The sequence below is a fragment of the Flagellatimonas centrodinii genome (assembly GCF_016918765.2).
In the GTDB taxonomy this organism is placed as follows: Bacteria; Pseudomonadota; Gammaproteobacteria; order Nevskiales; family Nevskiaceae; genus Polycyclovorans; species Polycyclovorans centrodinii.
In genome coordinates this window covers 75,476-98,382 of the sequence record NZ_CP092105.1, presented here as the reverse complement: position 1 = coordinate 98,382, position 22,907 = coordinate 75,476, and the positions used below count along the sequence as shown (strand labels likewise).

Sequence of the window (22,907 nt, the reverse complement as noted above, 5' to 3'; positions counted from 1 at the left end):
ATCGCTGGCGCAGCCAGCCAATGCAAGAATCAGGAAGGCGGCACTACAGCAACGGACGGCCATCAATGCTCTCCACAACAGAGTGACCAATCGGCAAATCGATTGGCTCAGTAATGATCAATCTCAGTTCGGTACCTGCGTCGACCGAGATAACGTCGAAAAGGGTTGCGCCGCGCTCCCGGAAGTAGCGGACTAGCTCATTCGCGCCAGCGCCGATGGTCGATCCGGCAATCAGGTTCCCCAGGCGCCCGCCGCGTACCACCTCCCGAATGTTCCCGCCGGCAGTCTCAATTGTGTCGGTGGCCCCTTGCTGGATTCCGCTGCCTGCAGCGCCAACGCCTGCTGCCAACAGCGCGAGCGATATTTGCGTGCCCTTGACGCTCTCCTTGACGCCTCGAACTCCCAGATCGTTGTCGCGTGCGTCGACGACATAGCCGTTGACCTCGATGACATGCGCTGTTCCAGCCTCATCAATGATGGACAGCTGTTCTACCTTGACCATGGCGGTCGGCCGCTTTCTATCGACCCCTTCGCACAAGCCGAGCAAGTGAACTGCGGGAACCTGAAACTCAAGCCCCTGCGGCCCCTTGAAACTCGACACCAGTGGGAGCACGACTGGCGCACTGGTGGTGCCAAGGCCGCCTATTGATCCGGAGATTCCAGTTGCGACAGGACACGGCACGCCATGCAAGGTTCGCAACGTGGCAAAGGAATAGGCGGGGATTCGGGTATAGCCGTCTCTGATCGTTCGCCCCGTGGTTCGCGCCGGAGATGGTGTTCCGGGGCCTGCTGCTTCGGGACGTGCCTGGCTTGCGAATGACGCATTCTCGTCGAACGCGCCGCTGGCCAGAGGATCTGTCATTCCACCAGTCGCCGCGGTGCCTGCCCCGGCTGTAAACGGTAGCGATGCACCTGAGCCGCCTGAGCCTCCACCCAGTCTTCGATAGGGGCTCTGCCGAGATTGCGCTGTTAGCTGCGGATCCACGAACTCTCCGCCGCCCGGTGGTAGCGGCAGGTCGCTCACGCCGCTCGGCATCGGATCGCCGGTACGCTGACTACGAACACGGGACTCCGAGTTTCTCTCCAGCGCCTCGAGAAGTCCCTGCACTTCGCGAGTGAGCTTCGTTTCAACTGCCTCGAGCTGCTGAGAGAACTCGCTTCGCTGCGTCTGCAAGACTCGATCCTGCTCTGCCAGGCGCCGCTTTAGTTCAGCCAGTTCGAGCTGCCTTTGCGCCTCGGCAGCTTCGCTCGACATTGTTCCGAACTCGACAGGTGGCGGTGTTGGAGCAGCCTGCCCAGCTTGCGGAATCGGCGCCCTGTCAGATCCGCCCATTTTCATGAACAGGAAGGCAGCCGCAAGGCACACGCCTCCGATCAGGAAAACCTTAGAGCGTGAGGTATTGGTCTGCGCGGCCGAATTCTGCTTTGCGGCCCGCGCTTTGATGACGTTCGGATTATCTGTCACGGCGATGGTTGTCCGTAACGAGGTAGATCAGGCCCTGGTGGCTCGGATCGGTAGCATCAGCTGCGTACTCCGGTGCTGGCCCGAGCCGGAAGTCGTAGGGTTGCATCGTAATCTCGCGCACGAGTCCTACCGCATCAGTCAACCCACGCGCGGCGAAATCGATGCTCTCAAGTGCCACGCGGTAGGGGGTGCGCCCTTCGTTCACGGCCAGGAGCACGTAACCGGTGTAGTTCACGCCCCTATAGGTCTCGGTGAGATAGATCCCCACAGAACCCTGCCGGATAATCTCGCGGTCTGACAGATCACCCGTGATCTGCTTTCGCGCGTATCCCTGAGGGGTCTCGCCGAGGATCATGTACTCGATCAACTTTCTCCGAGTTGACCGCTGCAGTTCGTCGGGCACCGCCGAAACTGCGGATGTCCCCCTCGCCAGAACCTTCACGGTCGAATCGGGGCACCCGCTGCGGGCATCGAGTCGGAGATGGTAAGACTGCCCGGTTTTTCCCTGGACGATGGCTATGGCATGGTATTCCGGGTCATCGACAGTAAAGAACAATCGATCAGGGAAGGGATTCTCGAAGTAGCGGAGTCCATCCTCTCGCTCCGGAAGTATCCCGGCCAGCGGCTCTGGGAAGACGACTTCCGTGTAGGCCTCCGGGGAAACTGCGATGTCGAGCGGGGCTCCCGACCAAGTCGCGCTGCGTTGAACCCGGTCACAAGGTTCAGCGGCGCCCGCAACCGAGCTGAGTATCAATGCAGCGAGAACTGGGAAGTAGCGAAGCATCAGAATTCTGTGTCAGGGACTCAATTCCCTTAGACGCGCCACTTACCCGCTGCTTTTGACGACCAGCAGCCCCTCCGGACGCCCCTCACTGGGCACGACGCGTTGCATTTCGATCCGGACGGTCGTCTCCGCAGGCTTTAATGGAGTGGAGCCGGTGTAGCCGCCGATCCGCCCCTGTACCGTAAATATGAAACCGCCCTCTGTTTCCGTGAGGGTTTCATTCAACGGGGTGAACCATTGCGAGAGTGACAGCCGGCGGATACGTGCCGCCTCCTGATCCATTGCCGGCTTGTAGCTGAGCGCGAGGTCCGGCCGCATCATTTCCCGTGCCCGGGCGAAGTTCACATCTACGGTCGAGGAGTCGTATTGCTTGAAGTTCGCCAGGAACCGCTGCCCGTAATTCAGGACCGTTGCTTCGGGAATGTCGCGCGTTGAACGGTACATTCCTTCACCGTCAGCGACGCAGTACATGAGCTGGTTGGTCGACAGATAGTCGACTCTGCCATGGAGGTGCGTGATATAGATCCCAAGGATCAATACGCCAACCACCCCGAAGGCGCCCACATACACTCTCGATCGCTGCAATCGGGCGATGGCCAGCTCCTGACTGGCCCAAAGAGTCCACCCTTCACCCTTACCCCCTGCCTCGTTCATTCCCTCAAACCTCGTATTCGTCTATCAGTGCAGATGGCGGAAGGACGCCGCGCAGGCGGAACTGGCTGTCGAGCCCCTTTGCGAGCTGAGGCCAATACTTTGCGCGTCGCGGGTCGACCACCCATAGCAGCAGCAGGTGCTGCAGCCATGCTCCTGGCTTGTCCTCGGTCGCCTTCTGCAGAATGAGCGCAAGGGCGGCGCCAGACATGAGCGCCACAAAGGGCCCGAGCGGGCCCAATGGTCCGCGCAGTGCGATATGCAGAACAACGAAGCACAGCACCCCAACCATCAGATACTCGTATCGAAGGCCCAGGAATCGAAACGCTTCAAGAGCGTTCACAGGACACCGTCTCATCTCAGGTGCTCATCGCCGAAAGGGATATGGCCACTGCAGTTACCGGCAATCCAAGGTAACGCCAGTGGCCATATATCCTTCAACATTATCCCTGCCGTCGCTCGATCAAGAGCTCGTTGTTGTTCCCGCCCACATCAAAGGCCCAGGTGACGAATGACTCGCCAAATGCGGCGACAACCAATGCTCCCAGCGCCCCCCACTTCAGAAACGAGGCCATCGGCATGAACATCCCCAGTGCGAGAAGCACGAGAGCCACGAAAATGCACACGTAGCTGAATACGGTCCACATTCCACCGATGTCTTCGATGAACCGCGCGGTATCTCCCATAAAGCCCCCGCCCTCGAACGCGTCCTGGGCGAATGCGATCTCGGGCATCAACGCACAGAGAACCGGGAGCAGACTCAGGGTGAGGAAGGTCAGAAAGTCCGACGCATCCTTCGTCAGCTGCAGGCGTGGTTTGGCAAAGCGCATCATGGTCTTACTCCGGTGTGGTCAATGGTGCCGGCGACTGCCGGATATAGGTTGCAGTGGGTACTAGCGTTTGGTAGCGCAGTCGACGCTCCTCGATCAGAAGCATCGGGTCCAGGGCCTCGCGGGCTGTCGAGAGGTCCTTCAGTAGCCGTTCGTAGTCGAACCCGGCGAAAGCGTATGCCGACTGTGCTGCCCTGATCTCCTTCATGGCGGCATCCAGCGCCTGCGATGCCCGGGCTGTTCGTTCAAGGGACTGTTGAACCGACGGGCGGCGCAAATCGAGTATCCCCGGCCCGGCATATGCTGTGCCGGGCGGGGCGGCATTGGCAGCGCTTACCAGAAGACTCAGGGGCAGTATCAAGGCGGTCACATGTTTCATGCTTCCCTTAGACCGCCGGCTTTCCCGTTTTCGTGCCATTCCTGGCAGGACCTATTCGGGCTCTACCGGCTCTTCCCGGCGATAGCGACTTTCGTAGAACCGAGCAGCATCTCGTGCCCGGGCGATAGCAGTCGACGCCGTTGCCGAAGCCAGTAGCTGGAGCAGCTTTGCAACCACAGCCAATACCGCGATCATCAGAATCTTGTAGGTCCCACTGATGATCTGGCTTGTAAGACTGTGAGTCAGGTCGAAGCTCAGCAGAATCAGTACCGCCGCCACCCCGACGCCCAGATAGCCCCAGAACCCGAATGTTTCGATGTAGTACCGGGCGAGCCGCATTGCCCAATCCCAGATGTCCCACAGGTCGAGATCCCAGTCTCGAAGCCGCTCAAGGAACGATTGCTCGCTCGCCATTGCACGTAGCGGCGTGAATGATCCTGCGATCGCGCCGATGGGCCCCGCGGGTAGCTGGGTGATCGCCAGAATCGTCGAAGCTAGCGCGATGCTCAGCCATCCCCAGAACCCGAGTACCGAGACCCACCACCAGCAATCCCACGGCTGTTGCAGCATCTGCAGTTGGCTGCCGATCAATGTGTCTGCCAATGCCATCACCTGTCCTCGTCTTCGAGTGCCCCATTGCTGAAGGCGTGTATGAAGTGCGTGTCGTGCTCCATCGAGCGGCGCATCAAGTCGAGCCCCTTGACCTCCGGACGCGCAAAGCGTGGAAGCCATACCTTCTCGCTAGGCGGGATCGCGGTCTTGAACGTGAGCAGTGGCAGGCGCATCCGATGCACCCCTGAGGAGGAAAACAGGATTGCATCGCCCTTCGCCAATGCGAAATCCTCGGGCTGAAGCATGTCCTCTCTCATCTCCCTGGACCCGACGCTGACACTGCGGCCGTGGCTCTCTTGATTGAGCATCCCGGTCTCGAAGTTCTTGTGACTACTGCCGAAGTTCCGGCTGTCGGTCCCCTGTCCAAAGCGGGCAATGATCGTTCCGGCCAGCGCGGCTGCAGTACTGCGGCTCTCCTCGCTTGATACCCTCAGGAAAAGTTGGGAGCCGGTTGCGTCGAGTAATTTGCTGACGAAGTGCTGATTCACCGAGTCGAGGAAGCCCCGGCCCTGTACGGCTGCCACAATCGGGACATTGGCGTCTCTACCCATCTGAAACAGCTCGAGGTCGGCTTCGTCTGCCGAGGAGCCGTATTCGTCCATGAAAATCATGCATGACACGGCCGGCCGGACTCGCTGGGTGTAGATCTCCCCGAGTGCGCGTGCCGCATCTGCCATTAGCAGCCGCCCGAACACATTGCTGCCTTGCTTGTCAGAAAGGGCGGAGAAGCCCACGTACAACACCCGCCCGTTCTCGATCACGTCTTTCAGGTCGATGTCCGGGTTGTAGGAGTTCAGCAGTCGGATATAGGGGCCGTGACAGAAATCCATCACCATGCCTTTCAATCCGGCCAGCACTTTGAGGTATTGCTGATAGTCGGGCCCGAGCTGACCTTGCCGGTTTTGTGTCAGCCACATACGTAAAAACTGATACACGAATGCCTTCGCATCGACGTTTTCGTCCGGGATGCGTTGCCAGAGTTCGGCGAACAGACCCAAATCTGAAAACAGCGGGGCCAGATCTCGGAACGATATCGGTGTCCACTCGGGCTGCGCCTTCAGGCAAACCACGGCTGCGAGCATGCCGATGCGTGTCATCCGGTAGAAGAAGTCCGAGTCGCCCCCTGTTGGTGTCTTGGTGAGCTTCATTCCGGTGCTCACCACATGACGGGCATCCCCGAAAAGCAGCGGGTTGTAGGTGTGACTCTGATTCGGCCGATCCGGGTTGAAGTAGCGCAGATCGTGCTCGCGGTTCGTCAAACGCATGATCTCGGCGATACGTGCGAACACCTTGTCGTCGCTCTTGGGGTCGAAGATGATCATCCCGCCACCGCGCTTGGCTTGCTGATAGCAGAGCGACAGCAGAAATTCGGTCTTCCCCTGCCCAGGGCTGCCTAGCAGCGCCATGTGCGCTGCCATGTTCTTGTCGTCGGTGAAGGAGGGAAACATCTTCTCGATGACACTGTTGTCATAGTCGGTCCGCTCTTCGGCGGTAAGCCGGCCCTGTCTTTCCCTCAGCGCCTCGAGTCCTGATTTGTAGGTCAGGAAATCAATACTGTGTCCGAGATAGATCCGATCGGCTATGCCCGTCTCTTCGCGGCCAGCGAACCGATGTTGCTTTGCGAGTTCTGGAGGCTTCCTAAGTGTCCTCAGCGCCTGCAGCCTGTTGGCTGCAAAGACGCCGGCGCCGATGCCGATCGCTCCGAACGCCGGGGCGGGCAAGAACGGCGCCATGGCCGCGAGTAGGGGGGTGAACGGCGTGGCCTTTAGTCGCCGCATTTCATCGTGTGCGCGTACGCGCACCCGGGCCTCAGAGCTGTAGCGCTCGCGCACACTCATGTGGATGCTCTCTCGTGATGGGCGCGGCCTACCAACGTCATCTTTAGCAGACTTGAAGGCTCGCTATGGTCTTCCGACAAGGCGGCAGTGAACGCCTCAGTAGCTCCAACCAGGATCAGGCGCCGGCGCGCGCTGGCTGCCATGGAATAGAGGATGCGACGTGCGTGATGGAGCCGGCCGGGAGGCAGCATCAGGATGAGCGTATCAACCGGTTGCCACAGCACCGCGTGAACCGGTGCCACCCGCGCAGGAAATGCGCGCTCCAATTGTGCGGCTGTAATCGCCAGTTCCCGGCCATCGACGGTGCGTGCCGGGAAGGGTCCCGGACTGGCATCAATCAGACGAAGCTCGAGTCGGGTGAAGGCCGGGATTGTGATCTCCCCTGGCAGTGGCTCGGTGAAGTAGACCTTTGCCCCGGACCGCCAAGATCGTCGCCCGAAGGCGATCGCTGCTTCAGTGCTCTCAAGCTGCTCCAGTCGGTCAGCGAGGACCGTGGGATCAGGGAGTCCCGCCCTCCGCGGGTAACAGACCGCGTAGCTTTCATCGAGAGCGTTCAACCTTGGAAGCACGCGCTCCACGATGCTGTAGACCGCGCCGTCTACGTCTTCAGTCCGACATTCATGTGCTGACAGCGGCAACTGAAAGCGCCCTTGCAAGCGGCCGATCATCTCCGGGGCGTCCATTAGGCGTCGAGCCCTGGTGACCAGCGCTCCACCAGTCGGATGCCGGATCATGCGAATAGCGTCGCCGACCTCGTCGCCGGCACTGGCGATATCCCGGAACGGTCGGCCGAGAATGAATCCCGTGTCCAGCGAGTCGTCCCCGATCAGAACCAGCCCAACGCCGTCGGGCCGCGCACGAAACAGCCCGTGCAGCTGGTCGGATGAAAGCTGGTCCGCGCCCAGAATGACGATCAACTCAACCTGCAGACCGCTGATCTTGTCGTACCGCGGCGGAGTCCCCAACATCTCGTGCAGCGTTTTCGGCCGACTCACCAGGCCACGTTCGTTCAATGCGGTTTCAGCCCAGAGGGTTGGGCAGATGAGCCCCATCTTGATCTTCAGAACGTCGCACACCTGATCGAGGCCCGTCGCCACATCTAGCGCTGCCTCAAGCCCCTGCACGCAGATCACGGAGAGCGCTCCGCCCAGTGCGAACCTGCCAAGCTCCCACGGATCAACTCCCTCCGGCACGCTCATCTTCGATAGCGCGTGTTCCAGGGCTTCTCGATCGTCTGGCGGGTCGATGTCTGCCAAGGCCCGACTGTGCGACAGCACCCCTTCAGCCAGAGCGGCCGCTTCCTCGAAAGCCTGTGGCAGGAATGCACGGTCGGCATCAATCGTCAGCAGGCGCTCGGCCCGCAGTGTGTCGATTCTTGCCTCGAGCGCGCGTCTCGCGGTCTTTCGTTCGCTCAGCCCCAACCTGGCCAGGGCGGCCTCCCTCAGCCAATCGAGGGTCATGTAGGTGTGCCCGCTGAACCCTCGAGCTCGCAGCTCGGCGATGACAGCAGCATCCAGCCGCTGGGGTGCATCCTCGGCTATCCCCAACTCACGAGCGACCCGTTCGACGCGATCCCACTGTGCGGTCGGCAGATGCAGAATCACGTTGTAGGGCTGCTCGCGGAGCTGTCGATCGAGATCGACGGAGCTGCCGAACACATTGCGGAGGGCTTCCAGCGCCTCTTCGTCGAGGCCGAGCTTCCCCAGCAGCGGTGCCAAGGCCTGGTGCGACCGATGCGAAGCCCAGTTCGTCATCATGGTGCGCGCCATGCCGGCGTCGAATCCGGCATCCGTGAGCCGTTTCGCATGGCCGCCGTCCAGCACGCTCAGCAGGTCGTCACCGAAGCGGCTGATGAGCCGGTTGATGTCGCCGATATCGACTTCCAAGGCCTCCGCCAGCATCGATGCCGAAGCGGCCAGGCTCTCGGGAGGGCGCGTCCGGATCTTTGCCGCCAGGAACAGGCGGCCCGAACCGACGTGCGAGGTCCATTTGCCCTCCAGACAGACGACCTCGTCGCTCACCAGCGCCATGTTCTTGGCCAGCACCGGCACGATCTCGCTCTCGACCTGCAGTTGGGCCACCGCCGAGCCTGTCGGACTTCGCCAGGCGCGCAAGACGCGGCCGTCGATGGTTGTTCTGTTGCGGCGTCGGGTCATGATCCCTTAGACCGTGCGCACCCCCGTTTATAAACCATCCCCCTAAACAAGGGCGCCCAGCCCCAGCCCCGGCCGCCCAAGCTTTAAGAGGGGAGAAGAAGAGGGGGAAAAGAGAAAAAGAAATGTCGGTGGGTCAGGGGGATAGCGGGTGGGGGTGGCAGGAGTGGGGTGGCTGGTGTACTAGGGGGATGGTTTATAAAAGAGGTGGGTATGGTTGAGCCTGAAGTCTTTGTGGGGCTGCTGGACGCCTATGACCGGGTCCGCGGCGCCTTGTCGGAGCTGTCCGATTGCGTCCGTCGGGTTGACGGTCGCCTTCCGGCATACGCCGCGGTCCTGGCCGAGCGTGATTCGCCGGCGGCACAACGGACCATGGCGGTGAACAGCCTAGAAGGCGAGGGCGCTCGAAACTGGGCGGCCGCCGCACTGTCCCTCATGAACTACCGGCCTGGCCAGGCGCCGGTGGCCAGCGTACGTGCTCCAGGTCTGCTGGCATGCTCACCGCAGACGCTCGAAGCGCTGGAGGACGTCAATCGGGCAAAGAAGGTGTTCGCCGAGCGGGGGAGGGCGATCGACGAGTACACCTTCACTCAGGTTCGCAAAATGCGTCCATTCGCCCACGTGCAGCGGCTGCAGGTCTACCGCCAGCTCCATATGCTTCAGCAGCCGCCGGAGCGTGTCAGCTTCTTCTGGAACCGCGGCGCAACCACCGGCAAACGGCTGACGGTGGCCGATGTCCGCAGGCGAATCCAAAACGCTGAGCGGCGACAGCGTGGCACGCTGTCCGACGAAACGATCGAGCGCGAACTCGCGGCCCTGGAAGGACTGCATGATGCCGAGGTGCTGGTTATTCGCAAGCCGGTGGCTCCCCATGTGGAGCTCCTTGTTTGGATCGATGGCGAGCCGCTCCCACCGATACCCGGGGCACTGCCCCTATTCATCCCGGCCGGCCGGTGGCCCGGCCTGAACATGCTATCGGATCTGGTCGATGTTCCCACCAGCCGCCGCAGCGATCGCAAGGTCGAGCTCGAGCCGCTCCTGCCGCGCTTGCACGTCTACAGGTACCTCTATCAACACCGGGAACGTCAGGCCTCCAAATCAATCGATTCTGGCACCGACGCGCCTCTAAATGAGGGATGAGCCCGCCCACGATCAGTTGCGCCTCGAGCCTGCCGCCGAATACCAGAGCCGGATGTCCGGAGGAGTCCCCGCGTGGCCGATGAGATCGGGCCCCCCAACACGGCCGCCACCTCGACCGATCCGCTTTTCCGGGTCGCCCAGGCCCACGAGGTGCTGGCCACGCTCGTTCCGCCTGGCGCGCCCGGCATGGTGGTCATCGTCGGCCGAGGCAATGAACTGATTACCGACGTATCGCTCTACCAGGTCGGCCGTCTTACCGGCGATATCTCGTACGGTCTGGCCAGAATGCGCTTCCGGCTATCCGAACTTGAGCTTCAGAGCGTGATTCACGACCACGTCCGTCGACCATTGAGCTACCTGCATGGACTTGAGTTGTGCGTGCTCAATGCACTTCGATCGCATCCTGCCCTGCTGTTCGCCGTCGACGTCGACAAAGTGGGGCTAGACCAGCTTGCCGGCCTGATGCCTGCGATAACCACCTATGCCGCCATGCGGGACATCTGGTCGATATCTGCAGCCTACGAGTGGACCCTGATCGAGCGCTCCGTGCTCTCGGGCGAGCTCCTTCCGAAGGTCAACCGGGAGCTACCGCCTGGCTACACCTGGCGCCTCGAGGGACCGATCCCGTCACCGCGGATGGCGCCACCGCGTCTACAGTGGTCCCTCGTTCGGCTTGATGAGGCCTATAGCTGGGAGGCGCTCCCGCTGTTTTCACTGGTCACCAGCTCCGAGGGACAGGTTCTTCGCGGCACTGATTCCGCCCTGGCCAAGATGCTCAGGCCACTCCCTGCCGGCGGCACCGTCGACGCCGGCATCGTGATGCCCCGATACCAGCAGCATGGCCGCAGCGAAGTAGAAGTAGATCTTTGGCCAGCGCCGGCCGAAACCGCTGCTGCGGCTTCAGGGTCGGATCTCCACCCTGTCGACGATGGCGACCCCGGGGCTAAAGTCGTTGCCATCCGCGCGCCTCACCGATAGGCGCAGCAGCTCCACCACAGCACTCCGATTGACACGGCACGCGGCACTGCTACCCGCCATCGGGTTGGCCGCTCGCCCCGGCCACCACCTCTGCAGCTGGATCGAACCAAACCTTGTAGAGCGCGCGTGCGGCCTCGTCCATGGCCTTCGGGGGGACCGGCAGATTGACGAACGGATTGCCAGGTAGTGATCCTTTCTGCCGGTGTCCGTGCTCTGTGACGTCGCCGGTACCGCGCAGCTGCGCGTCCATCCGAGCTATCACGAAGCCATCCGTGGTGCGGGTCATGACTTCCATCCGCCTCCGTGACTTCGCCGAGTAGTCACCGAGCATGTAGAGATCGCAATAGCCCTCACCGCCGGCACGGGCAACCCTCCCTCGGATCTGATGGAGCGTCGTCAGTCCGAATCGCTGGGCCTGGACGACCACAACTCGCTGGATATCTGGCACATCGAGACCCATTTCCAGCAGTGTGGTGGTCAGGACTACGTCGACCTTGTTCGACCGCAGTTGGTCGATCACCGCCTGGGCGTCCGTGGGCTTGAGGGCCCCGTGTACAACGCCGAGGCGATCACCGAACAGCTTTCTCCAGGCCTGCTCGTACTCCATCAAGGTGGCCACGTGTGCGGCGCCGCTGCCATGAATCGCCGGATAGAACACCAGCACTTTCCGCCCAGCCTCGACGCTTTCCCGCACCCCAGCGAACAGCGCGCGCCGCTCGTTGTGCTCGAAGATGCGTGTGGTGATGGCCTTCTCGACGTGGCATTTCCGCAGCCGGCTGACTTTGATTGCGCCCAGATCAGCCAGGCCCTGGGTGCGGGGAATGCAGGTTGCTGTAGCTTCAATCAGGTGGCCGGCCGACGACATCAACTCTTCGCGCTGCATTCGGGCAAATCTCTGCTGCTCGTCGACCACCACCAGGTCGAAGCGTCGCGCCGATCGGCGCAGTGCCAGCGTCCCCACCTGGATCAAAGCTGTCTCGGGATCGCCCTCAACCTCGCGGCCCGCGGTGAAGCTCATACCGACATCGGGATTCCAGCTTGCTAGCTTCGCGAAGGTCTGCCGAACTAGATTCGCTGTGGGGCACAGCACCGCGACCCGATGCCCCGACAAAGCCATAGCTCGGGCGATTGCGCCGAAGGTGTCGGTTTTTCCGGTCCCCACATCGCCGGATATGAGCCAGCGCACGAAACGCTCACCGTTGAGTTCGTTGAGGCATTCCCATATTGCGGTTTGTTGCTCGTCCGTCAGCGTATAGGGGTAGTACATGCAGAGCCGGGCCAGAGCAGCGGCCTTGCCGCCGGCGAGCACTTCGAGAGCGACAGCTGGCGCGTCGCGTTTGATCCTCCGTCGCTTCTGGTACGCGGTGAAGTTCGCCTCAACACCCTCCTGCAGCATGCACACTGCGGCGACCACCTGGATCTTGTGCAAGGCAGCCAACGCACTGGTCATCGAGTCAGGCTTGTGAAGCACCCGCAGGATGCCCCGGAGCTTCGTCCGCGCCTCAATCCGCGTCAGCACACCCAGAGCGGCTTCTACGCTCTTCGGATGCTTTAATGATTCCTCCAGCACCGTGGCCGCCGCAGACTGGACGATGGAGTCGAGATTGGATCGTACCTTGGCCCGTCGAATCGCCTGGGCGCGGGCGTCGGCCAGATAGCTGTCCTTCTCGATATCGGCAATACGGCGAACTTGCGCCGCAACCACCCGACCATCCAACGGATATCGAGGTCTGATTTGCCCGCACCATTCACGCGAAATCGGCTCAACATCACGCATGCACAACAGGCCGCTTTCCTTGCGAATCCGGCCATAAAGTAAAAAGGCGGCGCGCTTGGGCGAGAGTAGATATCGAAGCACCGGCGCAGAGTCGTAGCCCCCCAGAATCATGAGGCCGGCTCCGGTTTGTCCAATGAGGACGCCCAAGATCCCCAGCGATCGGCGGTCAGGTACTACCCGGAATACCGCCGCCTCGACTACAACGTCCTGTCCGATGAATGGCTGCAGGTCCCTCGCCCGGAAGCGACGGAGGGGGGCCACCGTGAGGTCGTCGAATCCGCATGGCAGCAAGAGTGGCCGGTCATTCGCTGTTGCAATCTCTTCCGCCGCCGACCCCTTTGCCGGGGCGGCGTCGAGCGCGTTCACGCTTCGCAGTCCTTGCGCTCACGCCTGGCGATCATGCGCAGCGCAGATTCCTCGGGGCCGATCCCTACCTTCAGCACCGCGTGCCGCTGACCTTGCACCATTCGGACGATCTCAGGCGCGTAGGAGCTTCTGAACCGGAGATCCACGCCCACGCCGCTCGGCGCGCGCACGATTTCGACACCATCACGAAGGTCGAAAGTCCAAGGTTCAATCACCAGGTCGACCCTCACCGCATCAAGCAGCTCTGGACCGTTCAGGGCCAATCCGAACACCGACCTCATTACCATGTACGCCAGGTCGTCATCGGCACGAGGCTCTTTAACGATCCAAACCCTGGCTGGGTGATTGTGCAGTCGCCCCGTCTCCGCCGACACCACACATGGCGGCGGCTTGATCTCCGGAACCGTGATGCCGCCCACCTCGTCGCCACCACATGCAGATGCCAGCAGCAGCAGTGAGATAGAAAGTCCAGCCCACCACCTGCTCATGGCGCACCCTCGAGCAATGCGGTCAGAGCCTGCTTCCGCGAACTTTCCATGAGCGCGTGTTGCACTTCAGCGTCGACGGCCAACTCCGTCAAACTCACGTGTTCGACGATGATCCCGTCGCGAAGATCGGATGGCCATGCAGCCTCGATCAGTGTCCGAACACGCTCATCCAACAATGGAGACAGGCGAAAGCCGATCCTCGCCAACTCGATGGACGTCAACTCTGAAAGTATCTCCACCATCGCGGCCGTCGCTGCCGACTTCACGCGGATTCGTACCGCCTCGCCACCGGCGGCGCCTGCGGCCAATAACCTCTGGGCGAACGCTGGATCGAACCGGTGCACCACTTCGATCGTCAGCGAAGGGACCGGCAAGCCCTCGCGGTCCACGACCATTCCTCCGAGCTCCACAGTTGACACCTGGGATCCGATATCGAGTAACTGTGGTTCGGGACTCCAGGGGGTCAGAAGGAATGTCCCGCTCGGATAAACCTCGGCGTGATCGGTGAATTGCATCAGACCCACGGCGCCAGCAGGAATGTGGCGCCGCCCCAACGTCACCCATCCGCTGACGAGGCTAGCGAGGACGGCAGCCAACAGAGCCCACACCCCAAATCGCTTTGTCAGCCCCACGTCCGACCTCACCAGGGTGACGGCCCTCCCGACGGCAGGCGGCTGGCGGCCGTCATCTGATCCATAGCCCTCCCGTTCTGCCACTTCTGCGACAGCAGGGTGCTTTTGGGCGCCAATGACTTCGGGAATGATGATGGTGCTCATGGGGCTGAATGGTGCAGGCTCAGCCTCCATAGACCGTTTCACTCCCCGCCGACCGCGACCGCCCAGCCTGGCCTTCGGCGGTGTGGGATTGGTATGTCGGGGGTGACGGCCGAGCCGCCGCCACTTTAGGTTGCCTTCCCCGCGACCACTGTTCGGCTCCGGGACAAGGCTGGCAGGCCGGCTGCAGCCGAAGCGCCAGAATCTCCGCATCAACAGCTTACTGCCGAGCCCCAATAAAAAAGCGCGCCGTTTGGCGCGCTTCATTCATTACAGTGTCAGATCAGCGCACAAGGCGCACTACCCGGATTCCAGAGCCAGGTCGCGTGGCTTCTGCCTCAAGCTCGCGTGCGCGCTTTCCTGCCTCCCAGAATGTGTCGTAGACCGGCTTCATGTTCTTGGAACTGATTACGCCCTTACCCTTAGCACCGGCAATTTTGATGCGCTTCGCCGCCGCCTCCGACGGATTCGCCTGCGGGTCCTTCGTTGTGGTGGTCATAGGGGCCTCCGTTCGGCTGCAATGACAGCCTGATTCAGCACATATATGGGGAGGGGAGTGGCCCTGTCAAGCGTCGCCCTCCAACTCATCCTCGATTGCTGCTTGGATCCTCTCAGCCGTCCGCTGGGGCTCGAGGAGGTGGTTACTCGACTCCACCATGATGACCCAGCATCGATCATCCACTTCCCATGGGACCGCATAGGCCCAGCAAAGTTCGCTCCAGGAACCATCCTGAACAAGAAAGTTAGGCGCCGCCTGCCAGGTGTTGTTGGGTCGATAAACCTTTCCACTGAAAACCAACGCAGGGGACCCGCTTGTGGCGACAAGCGTGGCCAAGCGTTGGATATGGGCGAAGCCACTACCGGGTGAGAGCGAGCCGCTGTAGTCACCAAACGAACACTGCACCCCCTCGGGCCGTGTCCCGGGCTTGTCGGTGGCGGTATTGAGCCCCACAACCGAGACCCGGACCGTGGCGACATCGCCAGAGTGGATCGTGATCCCAAGAATGCCTTGCCGCATTTTGTCCTTGAGGGCATCGTGCAGCGTCTGAGTCACACGACGAAATGCCGACAGCTCCTCGCCGAATTTCCGCACCAACACCGCTGAGACCATCTTCCGAGCATCCTGCATGACATAGGTCAGGTCTTCTACCGGCGCGTCGAAGTCCAAAACACCGAGGCCGGTCTTGCCGTCCCGCCTGATGGACTCCAGAGTGACCACCAGGTTGCGGCCTATCACCCTTTTACTGATCTCGCCGGCACCAAAAATGGCGGTATGGATGAGGCTGGCCAGCAGGCCGTGGCCTGTCAGGGGAACTGTGGTCGCTGTTTGGTGCGCCCCAGTGAGTTCAACAGCCAGAAGCGTGCTGTCACGGTCCAGAGCACGCTCAGCTTCGAACGCCCAAGCAGGTAGGTTGGCGATCATGCCGCCATCGGCATGTGTAGCGGGGAGAGGGCAGTCTTGCCGCTCTCTTGCCTGCTGTACCCACTGGGGAGCCGCGTCATATGAGGGGTAGATGATGTTCCAGGGCTCGAACACCACGGGGATCGCGATGCTGGCCATGACTGCATCGGCTATCACGACATCCGGGGTGGTTTCTGCGCTGAACACAGCGAGGCGCCGGTGGGTAAGATCAGAGGCAATTACCTTGAGGGGCAGCCACCCCATTTCCTTAGCCTGCTTGAATGTGACATCAGTATGGCCCGCGGCCTTGGCGTCGAGCAGTACGCCGAGGTGCCCGCGGAACTCACGCAGCGAAGTCAGCCCGGTCACGTTTCGGAACAACCAGATGAGCCCTGCGGTGATGGCGGCGAGGATGGCAATGTCGCACGGACCCTCCGGCGGAAGCAGGGCTCCCAGAATCCAGAGCGCAGGCAGTCCGAGCAGCGCAGCCGCGAGCCTCGGTTTCCGCTGGCACCAGCGAATCACCCGCAGGCGCTCCCATGCCGCACGCCCAAGCAATTCATAGGCATACCTTGGCGGCGGCCGGAGGTTCTGGAGGATGTGGGTGCTGCCATCGAGGCTGAAGATTTCATCCGCAGAGTACCCCGCCACGGAGAGCGCCGCGACGATGGATCCTGCCGATGTGCCGGCGATCCCGCTGAGGCTGATGTGGGTCCGATATGCCTCAATCGCGTGGATTGCACCGATATGGGCTATGCCCTTCGCACCGCCACCCTCGAGGATGAGGTAGAGGGATTCCTTTCCATCCTGCATCTTGTCCTATGCCCCGATCAGTTGAGCTGCGTAAGCGGTGTTCCGAGACTGTTTCTTGCGGCGTTCGCCAGCGGTGGTCCCGACGTGCGCACTCTACGAAAGATTCCCCTTGCACGTCAGGCCGAACTGCCGAGCAATTTGTCCACAGGTTCTGTTCAACACCTGTGGACAACTACCCTCAACAGACACGGTCAACCAGCGTCACGCGTGTAATCGTCCGGATGTGAACAAACGGTGACCAGAGCCTCATCTTCGGGTGGATCTTCTACCGGCATTCCGCTCATCACGCACTTCATCCTGAAGAGCGCTCGATACGAAACACGTATCAGCCGGCGCGCCGGCGTGATCCACTCATTGTTGGTTGCCTTTCGCAGAATTCCTTCAGCGTAAGCACTCGTGCCACGCGCTTCGGCCAACACCGATAGCGCATTCATGCCTGAACCGCCTCGCGCCTGACGGATCCATCGCTCTAGCAACTCGTGTGCTTCGCCGAGTCGAAGGGCGCCGCGCTCAAGGAGGTGGAGGTCCACGGGCCCCTTGATCCGGTACCACTTCATCCGCTGCTCGAATTCGAAAGACCCGACCCCTGGATGATGCCCGAGGGCGCCCAGGCTGCTGGCCGCAGCATGTGCCTTCGCAATGTACTCAGCCGCCTGAACGATGTGAGCACAGTGGCGAGTCGCGGGGTCGATGTTTATCTGCATCAGGGTCGTGAACTCAGAGTGTATTCATCCACTATATGGCCGGCGAAGCTAACTGACTAAGTTCGGCGCCGGCACCTCACACGCCGTGCAGATGCGGCGGTTCTGTTCGATTGAGGACGTAGCCCTTACATGCGGGCCTCCGAGCGCAGCGCCACACTGAACACCCCTTCAAGACACCAGCCTGCACAACAAACAGTACAAGGGCTCCATTGCACTCTGGACAGACTGCCCCTTGAGGTTCAGGAACCTCGCCATTCCCAACCTTGGCAGCATTGATCGCAGAAACCAGTACGGTGCGCACCTCGTTGGCATCATAGCTTTGAGCAGCACGAAAGCGCGCGATCGGGATGCAAGCGGCCTCACATGCCCCGGCAATGAACTCCTCCCGCCGCCGGGCTTTCCTGGTGACGAAGGGCTCATCATCCAACTCGACGACCACCACCAGCTGTCGCGTCACCTCGTCGACAACGGCAAAATCGAAGTTCTTGACCGCAGCGCGGGTCAGTGCGAGTCGTTCAGTTGTGCGATTCAAGCCCTTTCGCACTGTCACGCAATCAGCGATCCGCACCTTTGGGCATACCAGAAGTCGCTTCGGCACTGCGAGCTTCAGGGTCTGGAGAAATCGCGCCTCGGCTTCCGACAACATGGCGCCGCCTCGCTGATAGGGATAGACCCCTGCCGCACGAGCCATCACCAGATCGCGCCAGTAGTGATAGGCAATCCCCAGCACCACGGCAGAGACTGCAATTGCAGCGAGTACGTCCATGCCACAGCTCCGATTTCACCGTGAAATTCAAAAGCTGTAGACCGATGCCCATACCGAATCTCAGCGATTTTCGGCACCGCCCCGGTGGCAGCCATGGCCACCGATCACGAACTTGTCGTGGGACCCGGGTTCGGTTCGTCGACCTTTTGGGGCTGATCCGCGACCTGGTCTGGGCGCAATGGTGGCCACACGCCGGCGTTCCTGAGCTTCTGAATCTCTGCTGCTCCGCGCCCGCGGCTTTGGGCCTCCGGGCAGTCGCTGGCCCTCGTATGGCCGTGCATGCACTCGCCGTGGGCTCCGTCTCGCTCAGGAATCCAAGCCAGAAACGTCGGGAACCAGCACACCCGACAATAGGCGCTATACGGCACCTCCTTCATGCCGATGCACCGTTTGTCCGGGAGATCGCGAATCAATTGCGACCCCCAGTGCCTGCGCCCTTCTCGGACTTGGTGGACTTGCCTTGCCCCCGCCGCATTTCCGCGAGCTCCTTGCGCAGCGCCGCCTCTCGTTCGCTCAGGTCCTCAGCCCGCTTCTCGGCAGCACGCGCCTTCTCCTGCTCGGCCGCGAGAGTGCTTCGGGTCTGACTGTGCAGCTCGCGCTCACGTTCCAGGAGATCTCGCAGGCGATCACGCTCTGCTTCCACCTCGTCGGCGGTGGCCACCATCTGCTCCGCGCTCTTCCGGAGTTCGTCACGGGCCGCCTCAGCTGAGGCCAGCTTGCGCTCCGCGCCAATGCGCGCAGTTCGCTCCGCCTCCAGCGTGCGAAGTTGCTCCGCGCGTTCCTCGCGCAGCGTAGAGGCAGCGGCTTCAGCGGCTTCAGTTTTGAGCCGCGCCTGCGCGATCTCGACCCGGCCGCTTTCGGCAGCTGCCCGTTCGTGATTGAGCGCTTCGTTCAGGCGCGCGGTTTCGCGCTGCTGCTCGTTGAGCTGACCAGTGAGGCGATCGCGATCGCCGGTGAGACCTGCAACCCGTTCGCTCAGCTGCTCAACCTCGGATTCTGCACGTTCTGCTGCCCGGGCCAGATCCTCGGCCTCGGCCTGCGTTGTGACCAGACGCGCCTCGATCTCACTGCGGGCCTCCGCTTGCTGGCGCCGCAGCTCTTCCTGGATCGCGCGCTGCAGCCCGGCCGGCAACTCCGGCGGCGCCTGCGCTGCCTGCGGGTGCGCAGCACGCCAGTTCTTCAGGTGCTTGTGGACCGTGGTGGCGCTGCCTCCGACCTCGGCCAGCACCAAGCGGTTCGTCGGCTCGACACCTTTGGCCAGCATCGCGTCTGCGACGCGGGCTACTTCATCGTATTCAACGCCGGGCTTGGCCATTTCGTACTCCATATCGTCGATTGGTTGAGGCAATACCTCATAACGTAACGGATAACATGATAATTATCTATCTAGTCACGTAACGGTTACGCCGTGTTACGTTATCTTTTGACGTGTCCGATAATGACAGTTATCAGACACGATAATATCGGGTAGAGTCCGAAACCATGAGCACCCCACCGGTTTCAATTGAGAAAGGCGCCGATCTAACGGACGCCGCGTCGGCCGCCGGCATCGAGCGGCTGCGCGCCCTGGCCGACGACCTCACACGCGCCTATGCGCCGAACACGCAGCGGGCGTGGCGCGCCGACTGGCGCACATGGGTGGCGTTCTGTGTGCAAACAGGGGCGCCGACGTGGCCAGCAACCGTCGAGGGCCTCCGAGCATTCCTTGAAGATGCGATAGCCCGCGGCCGCAAGCGCGCAACCCTCAACCGGTACCTGTCGACGTTGTCGTCGATGCACCGCCTTGCCGACCTGCCGTGGCCGCTGGACAGCCAGGCCGGCAGGCTGATGTGGCAAGGCGTGCGGCGCCAGGTCGACGAGCGACAGACACAGGCGACGGGCTTGACCATCGACCGCCTCGACGCGGTGATCGATTCGTTGGACGTGCGTGAACTGCGGGCGGCTCGCGACGCGGCCCTTCTTGCAACTGCATACGACACGATGGCCCGCGCCAGTGAGCTCGTGCGATTGGAAATTCCGGATGTGAGCGGCGAGCCCGACGACTCGGCGCGCGTCCTGATCCGGCGTAGCAAGACTGACCAGGAGGGCAAAGGCGCTCTGCTCTACCTCTCGCCTGCGAGCTGGCAGCGGGTTCAGCACTGGATCGCCGTAGCCGGGCTCACAGAAGGCCCCCTATTCCGTGCAGTACCAAGAGCAAAGGTCCCGAAGGCTGCCGGCGCTCTAACCGAACGCGATGTTTCGAGGATATTCAAGGCTCGCGTAGGAGCGGCCGGTCTCGATGTCGACAAGATCTCTGCGCACAGCACCCGTGTCGGCCCGGCTCAGGACCTGCTGGCAGAGGGCTATGGACTGCCGGAGATCCAGCAACAAGGACGGTGGAAGAATCCGCAGATGGTGGTCCGATACGGCGAGCGTATTCAGTCCGGCCGCAGCGCCATGGCCAGGTTCCGAGGCTCACCCCGCCCTAAGAGAAGCGGCGCCTAGCGCTCCGCGACTGCTTGCAGATCTACGAGACAACACAGCACGGACTTCGCGGTATCGTAGGGTCATTCTGTTCTGCACCGCATGCCCACCCAGCATCGGCGCCCACGCTACGCCCTGGAGGCAGCAGCGTCACAAGGAGAATAGCGCTTGCGCAATGGATACAGCATCTTGCTCGGGGAGCATGTCGATGCCAGCGAAGTCGAATATCACGATTGCAAGGTCTTTCAGATCGTTTGCCCGGCCTGCCGGGAACCGGTGTTCAAAGCTGTGCGCGCCGGAGGGCAAGCTCCCGCACAACACTTCTTGGCCCACTACCCATCGTCGGTCTCGTCTGCGACCGAATGCGAGCTACGTGTCAGATCGCTTGACGCCCGAATGCGCTCCGCTGCAGACAGCGCTTCGCGTGGCCAACGACTATCCCACTTTCTGGGAGTAATGACTTCGGTTCTGGGGCGATTGCCCCTGTACACCGATTCTTGGCAGAAGGCCCACTATCGAGTGTCGAAGTCGCCGGCAATGGAGTTCTTCTACCAGGCTCAAGTCGAGGTGATTGCCCATGCCGGCGCGCAGGCTGTGTTCGGCTCCGCCGGCGACACCTATCTTCAACGACTCGATGAACAAGGAATCGATCTCCCGACTTCGTTCTCGCGCCGCCGACAGCAGCTCATTGCAGCCGACATGTGGTCGACCATCTGCACCGGTGCCGCTCGGCGAAATCTGCGGTGGTTGTTTATTCACGCATGGCTCCTGGAGATCAATTCCTGGCTCGTGCGCCCGGTCGACGAGGCCGAAGCCGACCGTATCGTGGCCCAAACGATGTTCGGCTACATGACCGAAGCTCTCGATATTCGTAGCAAGTCAGAGATCACACCTCTCTTCTCACGCATGCGAAATCATTGGCTCCCACCTGACTACAGCCGACTGCCAGGACAGAATGTTGACGATTCCGAGAGATCCTCATATTTCACCCGGGTGTGCGGTAACGTGTCGGCTCAGATGGCCGGAGCCCTACTCGGGATGCCCTATTTCGAGATCCTCGCGGCTCAGTTCGGGAACCAGTCCCTGCGTTACCCGGTCCCGAGCCTTCCCTCCGACCCTGATATGGCCTTGGAAAGCCTCGACGGCCAGCCGCTCACTGATTGAAATTGAGGGCCTCAATTGTGTTCGCCGCCAGCGTCACAGCGGAATAGGAGGGCCTCAAAACGTCCCGCTCGCTTAGTGGCAAATAGCCGCTGTGCCACAGCACTATCGAGGTCCACCAACATCCGGCCCTCACCAATGGACAGAATCATAGCGCTGCACCACCAGCAGGCCCTGACCGCAGCAGCTGATCTCACCCGAACCGCAACTGCAGCGGCGCGACAGCTACGCGAGCTGGCCGCAATACCGTTGAGTCCGCAGGATCTGTCGCCGCACTACATGGCGCACGCTGCCGATCGTCTGCGCCTACTGGACGAACAGGTTGCCGAGGCCCTTGCGGTGTGGGAACGGAGAAGGGAGGCCACCCGGCTGTGGGCCGAGGGCCAGCCGGAGTCGGTGATCCTTAACAGATTGATGGAGCTATAGTCGGCGCCATAAACGGTAGGGGCCCTGCAACAATGAGGGCCGATACCGGTTATACGCCCTTTAGGCGCGCCTCGAGAGCGGGGATCCGCTCATCTGCAACAGCAAGATCCCGAAGCCCTTGGGCCAGCCAACTGCGCCCCGACTCCCAGCTCATGGTTGCGTACTCGTCGACTCGCGCCTGAAGGTCACCCAGATTCCCGAACTCAACCAATCCAGCTGCTGTATCGGTGAACTCCTGCGGGAGACGGACGCTGCTTCTCAGCCAATAGATGACCACCATGACCGCGAACAGCAAAACAAGGCTGCCTACCGCGGGCATCAATATGCTGGCAACGTCCACTCGGGCCAACAGGAGAAGAATGCACAGCAGTGACACCTGCCCCAACAGGATGAACTGGAGCGACCTCAGCCATGAGCGGTAGGGCTCAGCCGATTTCTCCAAAACCCACTGGAGATACTCGATGCCAGTCACACTGGCATCGCTGATGCGTTGCGTCGTGTCAATTGCCATGAGCGATCCTCTTTCCAGCAATCCAGGTGGTCACGAGCCTACTCAACCTCGAATAGATAATAAAGACGACCATCCCTAGTCACGCATATTTCCTACAACCGCCAATGTCCGTCCGACCAGCGGTAAAGGGCCACGCGTCCTCACTCGGCACATGACCCCCATAGGCACGTGTAGCTTCTGCAACCGCTCAACCAAGCGTTCATCGACCTCGAACACCTGCAGCTGCCGGATGTGGCAGAGCAGCTCCACTTCTCCAGACACGCGCTCAATGTAATTCTTCGCATCCAAGCTGAACAGGCGCTTACCCTTCGCCGAAACCGGCCCCCTCACTTGGAGATGTGCCCGCTGAAGCTCCGATCGAAGCCCCAAGGCAGCACTCTCAACCAGCGCTCCATCCGGGCCCCACACTTCCACGATCAGATCGCGG

At 61.5% G+C, this 22,907-nt stretch carries 23 protein-coding genes; 5 read left to right on the top strand and 18 right to left on the bottom strand.

The features are described from left to right. Positions 1-43 precede the first annotated feature (43 nt). From JN531_RS17010 to JN531_RS16970, 9 genes are all read right to left on the bottom strand, one after another. On the bottom strand, positions 44-1,465 hold the full coding sequence (locus JN531_RS17010; RefSeq protein ID WP_228350100.1) for a TraB/TrbI/VirB10 family type IV secretion system protein: 1,422 nt from the start codon (positions 1,463-1,465) through the stop codon (positions 44-46). Then, a complete protein-coding gene (locus tag JN531_RS17005) occupies positions 1,455-2,249 on the bottom strand; it encodes a hypothetical protein (RefSeq protein ID WP_228350099.1) in 795 nt (264 codons plus the stop codon). Before JN531_RS17005 ends, JN531_RS17010 begins: the two co-directional genes overlap by 11 nt. Positions 2,250-2,291: 42 nt before the next feature. Then, positions 2,292-2,903, bottom strand: a complete 612-nt coding sequence (locus tag JN531_RS17000; RefSeq protein WP_228350098.1) for a hypothetical protein — start codon at positions 2,901-2,903, stop codon at positions 2,292-2,294. Positions 2,904-2,907: 4 nt separating this feature from the next. Then, positions 2,908-3,243, bottom strand: a complete 336-nt coding sequence (locus JN531_RS16995; protein WP_228350097.1) for a hypothetical protein — start codon at positions 3,241-3,243, stop codon at positions 2,908-2,910. Between the two features lie 100 nt (positions 3,244-3,343). Further along, positions 3,344-3,733: a hypothetical protein gene (locus JN531_RS16990; RefSeq protein ID WP_228350096.1), complete on the bottom strand. Its 390-nt coding sequence runs from the start codon at positions 3,731-3,733 to the stop codon at positions 3,344-3,346. A 4-nt stretch (positions 3,734-3,737) separates the two neighbouring features. Next, positions 3,738-3,938: a hypothetical protein gene (locus tag JN531_RS16985; RefSeq protein WP_228350095.1), complete on the bottom strand. Its 201-nt coding sequence runs from the start codon at positions 3,936-3,938 to the stop codon at positions 3,738-3,740. Positions 3,939-4,160: 222 nt separating this feature from the next. Beyond that, complete coding sequence (locus tag JN531_RS16980; RefSeq protein WP_228350094.1) at positions 4,161-4,718, bottom strand: hypothetical protein; 558 nt, start codon at positions 4,716-4,718, stop codon at positions 4,161-4,163. Next, a complete protein-coding gene (locus JN531_RS16975) occupies positions 4,718-6,559 on the bottom strand; it encodes a type IV secretory system conjugative DNA transfer family protein (RefSeq protein WP_228350093.1) in 1,842 nt (613 codons plus the stop codon). Before JN531_RS16975 ends, JN531_RS16980 begins: the two co-directional genes overlap by 1 nt. After that, complete coding sequence (locus JN531_RS16970) at positions 6,556-8,715, bottom strand: helix-hairpin-helix domain-containing protein (protein ID WP_228350092.1); 2,160 nt, start codon at positions 8,713-8,715, stop codon at positions 6,556-6,558. The genes JN531_RS16975 and JN531_RS16970 overlap by 4 nt, the downstream gene beginning before the upstream one ends. Before the next feature lie 210 nt (positions 8,716-8,925). Here JN531_RS16970 and JN531_RS16965 point away from each other — a divergent pair, with 210 nt between their 5' ends. Then, on the top strand, positions 8,926-9,852 hold the full coding sequence (locus JN531_RS16965) for a DNA replication terminus site-binding protein (protein WP_228350091.1): 927 nt from the start codon (positions 8,926-8,928) through the stop codon (positions 9,850-9,852). 72 nt (positions 9,853-9,924) lie between these two features. Further along, entirely contained in the window at positions 9,925-10,830 is a 906-nt protein-coding gene (locus JN531_RS16960; protein ID WP_228350090.1) for a hypothetical protein, read from the top strand. Between the two features lie 49 nt (positions 10,831-10,879). On the opposite strand, the gene JN531_RS16955 is transcribed toward JN531_RS16960, so the two are convergent. The 8 genes from JN531_RS16955 to JN531_RS16920 form a co-directional block, all read right to left on the bottom strand. Next, positions 10,880-12,973 (bottom strand): helicase-related protein, encoded by a 2,094-nt coding sequence (locus tag JN531_RS16955; RefSeq protein WP_228350089.1) that lies wholly within the window; start codon positions 12,971-12,973, stop codon positions 10,880-10,882. Then, on the bottom strand, positions 12,970-13,461 hold the full coding sequence (locus JN531_RS16950; protein ID WP_228350088.1) for a hypothetical protein: 492 nt from the start codon (positions 13,459-13,461) through the stop codon (positions 12,970-12,972). Before JN531_RS16950 ends, JN531_RS16955 begins: the two co-directional genes overlap by 4 nt. Next, entirely contained in the window at positions 13,458-14,237 is a 780-nt protein-coding gene (locus tag JN531_RS16945; RefSeq protein ID WP_228350087.1) for an SPFH domain-containing protein, read from the bottom strand. Before JN531_RS16945 ends, JN531_RS16950 begins: the two co-directional genes overlap by 4 nt. Before the next feature lie 280 nt (positions 14,238-14,517). Next, positions 14,518-14,733, bottom strand: a complete 216-nt coding sequence (locus JN531_RS16940) for a hypothetical protein (protein WP_228350086.1) — start codon at positions 14,731-14,733, stop codon at positions 14,518-14,520. Positions 14,734-14,799: 66 nt separating this feature from the next. Then, positions 14,800-16,449 carry a patatin-like phospholipase family protein gene (locus JN531_RS16935; protein ID WP_228350085.1) on the bottom strand — a complete coding sequence of 550 codons (1,650 nt, stop codon included), beginning with the start codon at positions 16,447-16,449 and terminating at the stop codon, positions 14,800-14,802. 191 nt (positions 16,450-16,640) lie between these two features. After that, positions 16,641-17,153, bottom strand: coding sequence for a hypothetical protein (locus JN531_RS16930; RefSeq protein ID WP_228350084.1), 513 nt, complete (start codon positions 17,151-17,153; stop codon positions 16,641-16,643). A 76-nt stretch (positions 17,154-17,229) separates the two neighbouring features. Next, positions 17,230-17,919, bottom strand: a complete 690-nt coding sequence (locus JN531_RS16925) for a DUF2726 domain-containing protein (protein ID WP_228350083.1) — start codon at positions 17,917-17,919, stop codon at positions 17,230-17,232. Positions 17,920-18,328: 409 nt separating this feature from the next. After that, a complete protein-coding gene (locus JN531_RS16920; RefSeq protein ID WP_228350082.1) occupies positions 18,329-19,234 on the bottom strand; it encodes a DNA-binding protein in 906 nt (301 codons plus the stop codon). Between the two features lie 167 nt (positions 19,235-19,401). Between JN531_RS16920 and JN531_RS16915 the strand changes: the two genes are divergently transcribed. The 3 genes from JN531_RS16915 to JN531_RS16905 all read left to right on the top strand — a co-directional run bounded on the left by JN531_RS16915 (position 19,402) and on the right by JN531_RS16905 (position 21,969). Further along, positions 19,402-20,403: a tyrosine-type recombinase/integrase gene (locus tag JN531_RS16915; RefSeq protein ID WP_228350081.1), complete on the top strand. Its 1,002-nt coding sequence runs from the start codon at positions 19,402-19,404 to the stop codon at positions 20,401-20,403. A 516-nt stretch (positions 20,404-20,919) separates the two neighbouring features. Continuing rightward, complete coding sequence (locus JN531_RS16910) at positions 20,920-21,546, top strand: hypothetical protein (RefSeq protein ID WP_228350080.1); 627 nt, start codon at positions 20,920-20,922, stop codon at positions 21,544-21,546. A 135-nt stretch (positions 21,547-21,681) separates the two neighbouring features. Further along, the gene (locus JN531_RS16905) at positions 21,682-21,969 is read left to right on the top strand and encodes a hypothetical protein (protein ID WP_228350079.1); all 288 of its coding nucleotides are present in this window, start codon (positions 21,682-21,684) and stop codon (positions 21,967-21,969) included. Positions 21,970-22,018: 49 nt separating this feature from the next. Here JN531_RS16905 and JN531_RS16900 read toward each other — a convergent pair whose 3' ends face one another. Next, a complete protein-coding gene (locus tag JN531_RS16900; RefSeq protein WP_228350078.1) occupies positions 22,019-22,480 on the bottom strand; it encodes a hypothetical protein in 462 nt (153 codons plus the stop codon). Positions 22,481-22,907 lie beyond the last annotated feature (427 nt).

Excerpts from the sequence above, each read along its gene's own strand:
- JN531_RS17005 (WP_228350099.1), bottom strand. The coding sequence starts at position 2,249 with ATGCTTCGCTACTTCCCAGTTCTCGCTGCATTGATACTCAGCTCGGTT.
- JN531_RS17000 (WP_228350098.1), bottom strand. The coding sequence starts at position 2,903 with ATGAACGAGGCAGGGGGTAAGGGTGAAGGGTGGACTCTTTGGGCCAGT.
- JN531_RS16990 (WP_228350096.1), bottom strand. The coding sequence starts at position 3,733 with ATGATGCGCTTTGCCAAACCACGCCTGCAGCTGACGAAGGATGCGTCG.
- JN531_RS16985 (WP_228350095.1), bottom strand. The coding sequence starts at position 3,938 with ATGAAGGAGATCAGGGCAGCACAGTCGGCATACGCTTTCGCCGGGTTC.
- JN531_RS16980 (WP_228350094.1), bottom strand. The coding sequence starts at position 4,718 with ATGGCATTGGCAGACACATTGATCGGCAGCCAACTGCAGATGCTGCAA.
- JN531_RS16975 (WP_228350093.1), bottom strand. The coding sequence starts at position 6,559 with ATGAGTGTGCGCGAGCGCTACAGCTCTGAGGCCCGGGTGCGCGTACGC.
- JN531_RS16970 (WP_228350092.1), bottom strand. The coding sequence starts at position 8,715 with ATGACCCGACGCCGCAACAGAACAACCATCGACGGCCGCGTCTTGCGC.
- JN531_RS16965 (WP_228350091.1), top strand. The coding sequence starts at position 8,926 with ATGGTTGAGCCTGAAGTCTTTGTGGGGCTGCTGGACGCCTATGACCGG.
- JN531_RS16950 (WP_228350088.1), bottom strand. The coding sequence starts at position 13,461 with ATGAGCAGGTGGTGGGCTGGACTTTCTATCTCACTGCTGCTGCTGGCA.
- JN531_RS16945 (WP_228350087.1), bottom strand. The coding sequence starts at position 14,237 with ATGAGCACCATCATCATTCCCGAAGTCATTGGCGCCCAAAAGCACCCT.
- JN531_RS16940 (WP_228350086.1), bottom strand. The coding sequence starts at position 14,733 with ATGACCACCACAACGAAGGACCCGCAGGCGAATCCGTCGGAGGCGGCG.
- JN531_RS16935 (WP_228350085.1), bottom strand. The coding sequence starts at position 16,449 with ATGCAGGATGGAAAGGAATCCCTCTACCTCATCCTCGAGGGTGGCGGT.
- JN531_RS16930 (WP_228350084.1), bottom strand. The coding sequence starts at position 17,153 with ATGCAGATAAACATCGACCCCGCGACTCGCCACTGTGCTCACATCGTT.
- JN531_RS16925 (WP_228350083.1), bottom strand. The coding sequence starts at position 17,919 with ATGGACGTACTCGCTGCAATTGCAGTCTCTGCCGTGGTGCTGGGGATT.
- JN531_RS16920 (WP_228350082.1), bottom strand. The coding sequence starts at position 19,234 with ATGGCCAAGCCCGGCGTTGAATACGATGAAGTAGCCCGCGTCGCAGAC.
- JN531_RS16915 (WP_228350081.1), top strand. The coding sequence starts at position 19,402 with ATGAGCACCCCACCGGTTTCAATTGAGAAAGGCGCCGATCTAACGGAC.
- JN531_RS16910 (WP_228350080.1), top strand. The coding sequence starts at position 20,920 with ATGGAGTTCTTCTACCAGGCTCAAGTCGAGGTGATTGCCCATGCCGGC.
- JN531_RS16905 (WP_228350079.1), top strand. The coding sequence starts at position 21,682 with ATGGACAGAATCATAGCGCTGCACCACCAGCAGGCCCTGACCGCAGCA.
- JN531_RS16900 (WP_228350078.1), bottom strand. The coding sequence starts at position 22,480 with ATGGCAATTGACACGACGCAACGCATCAGCGATGCCAGTGTGACTGGC.